Origin of the sequence: Streptomyces sp. NRRL S-646 (assembly GCF_000720765.1) — a bacterium.
Lineage (GTDB): Bacteria > Actinomycetota > Actinomycetes > Streptomycetales > Streptomycetaceae > Streptomyces.
Genome location: NZ_JODC01000067.1, coordinates 1 through 2,185 on the forward strand (window position 1 = coordinate 1; position 2,185 = coordinate 2,185).

The window sequence follows — 2,185 nt, forward strand, 5'->3', positions numbered from 1 at the left end:
CGTGGACTGGTCGGCCGGGGCCGTGGAGCTGTTGACGGACGAGCGGGACTGGCCGAGGGAGGATGACCGGCCGCGCCGTGCCGCCGTGTCCGCCTTCGGGCTCAGCGGTACCAACGCCCACGTCGTCCTGGAGGAGCCGCTCCCCGCCGACGCCCCCGAGCCTGCACCCGCTCCGCAGCCCCCCGCGGCCACCGTGCCCTGGCTGGTCTCGGGACGCAGCGACGAGGCACTGCGTGCGCAGGCCGTACGGCTGGCCGGTCACATCGAGGCCCACCCGGAGCTCAGCCCCACCGTGGTGGGGCACGCGCTCGCCACCTCCCGGACTCCCTTCGAGCATCGCGCCGCCGTCGTCGGCGAGGACCGCGACGACCTCCTCGCCGCGCTGAAGGCCGTCGGCCGAGGCGAGCCCTCACCCGCCGCTGCCGTGGGCACCGCCGACTCCGAGGGCGGCCTGGCCTTCCTCTTCGCGGGCCAGGGCTCCCAGCGGCTCGGCATGGGCCGCGAACTGTACGAGACCTTCGGGGTGTTCGCGGAGGCGTTCGACGCCGTCTGCGCCCACTTGGACAACGAACTCGGCCGCAGCCTGCGCCAGATCGTCTTCGGCGACGGCGAAGACGATGAAAAGGCCCTGAACCGCACCGAGTTCACCCAGCCCGCCCTGTTCGCCTTCGAGGTGGCGCTGTTCCGGCTGCTGGAGTCCTGGGGGGTTCGCCCCGACGTGCTCGCCGGGCACTCCATCGGCGAACTGGCGGCGGCCTACGTCGCGGGCGTGTGGTCCCTGGAGGACGCCTGCCGCTTGGTCGCCGCCCGCGGCCGGCTCATGCAGGCGCTGCCCGAGGGCGGCGCCATGGTCGCGGTGCAGGCGTCGGAGGAGGAGGTGCTGCCGCTGCAGGCCGGCCGGGAGGCCGAGGTGGGCATCGCCGCCGTCAACGGGCCGCAGTCCGTCGTGGTCTCCGGCACCGAGGGCGGCGTCACGCACATCGCCGGACACTTCGCGGCCCTCGGCCGCCGGACCACCCGGCTCCGGGTCAGCCACGCCTTCCACTCGCCGCTGATGGAACCGATGCTCCGGGACTTCCTGCGCGTCGCCGAGAGCCTCACCTACCACCGCCCGCAGATCCCGATCGTCTCCGACGTCACCGGCACCCTGGCCGATCCCGGCGAACTGTGCGTGGCCGGCTACTGGGCCGCCCACGTCCGCCAGCCCGTGCGCTTCGCCGACGACGTGCGCCGCCTGCGGGAGCAGGGCGTCACCCGCTACCTCGAACTCGGCGCCGACGGCACCCTGACCGCCCTCGCCCGCGCCTGCCTCACCGACGACCCGGCGGCCGGCCCCGGCCCGCTGCTCGTCACCGCGCTGCGCAAGGACCGTCCCGAAGTCCCCAGCCTGTACGCGGCCCTCGCCCAACTGCACGTCAATGGCGTCGACATCGACTGGTCCCCGGCGTTCGGCGCCGCCCCCGCCACCCGGGCGGTGGAGCTGCCGACCTACGCCTTCCAGCACGCGCGCTACTGGCTCGACCACGGCACCGCAGCCGCGGGCGGGGCCGCGGAATCCGCCCGGACCGCCGCCGACACCGCCGACGACCGCTTCTGGGAGGCCGTCGAATGCGAGGACGTCGACGCGCTGACCCACAGCCTGGGCCTGGCGGCCGAGCAGATCGGAGCGGTCGTACCGGCGCTGGCCTCCTGGCGCAAGCGACAGCAGCAACAGACCGCCGTCGACGCCCTGTACTACCAGGTGGCGTGGAAGCCCGCCGCGATCGAACCGGCTTCCGCCGCACGGGACTTGGCCGACCACCGTCGGCTGCTGGTCCTTCCGGGCGATCCGGACGGCGACGACCCGACGGTCAGCACCCTCACCACGGCCCTGGGCGGCCCGGACCGCGTCGTCACCGTCCACGTCACCGGCAGCGCCCGCACGGACCGTGCCGCGCTCGCCGACCTGCTCCGGGAGGCGACCGCAGGACACCCCGTCGAGGGCGTTCTCGCCTTCGCCGGACTCGCGGGCGCCGACGCCGACGGACTCCCGCTCGGCCCAGCCGCCGTTGCCGTGCTGCTGCAGGCGCTCGGTGACGCGGGTGTGGGTGGCCGGGTGTGGGTGCTGACGCGTGGTGGTGTGTCGGTGGGTCGTTCGGACGGTCCGGCGGTGGTCACGGGTGGTACGGGTGCTCTGGGTGCTCGG

1 protein-coding gene is annotated in these 2,185 nt (G+C 74.6%); it reads left to right on the plus strand.

The window, feature by feature from the left end; all coding sequences use genetic code 11:
- Window positions 1–2,185, plus strand: a 2,185-nt coding sequence (locus IH68_RS0148840; protein WP_030950268.1) for an acyltransferase domain-containing protein, incomplete at both ends; no start/stop codon positions are given.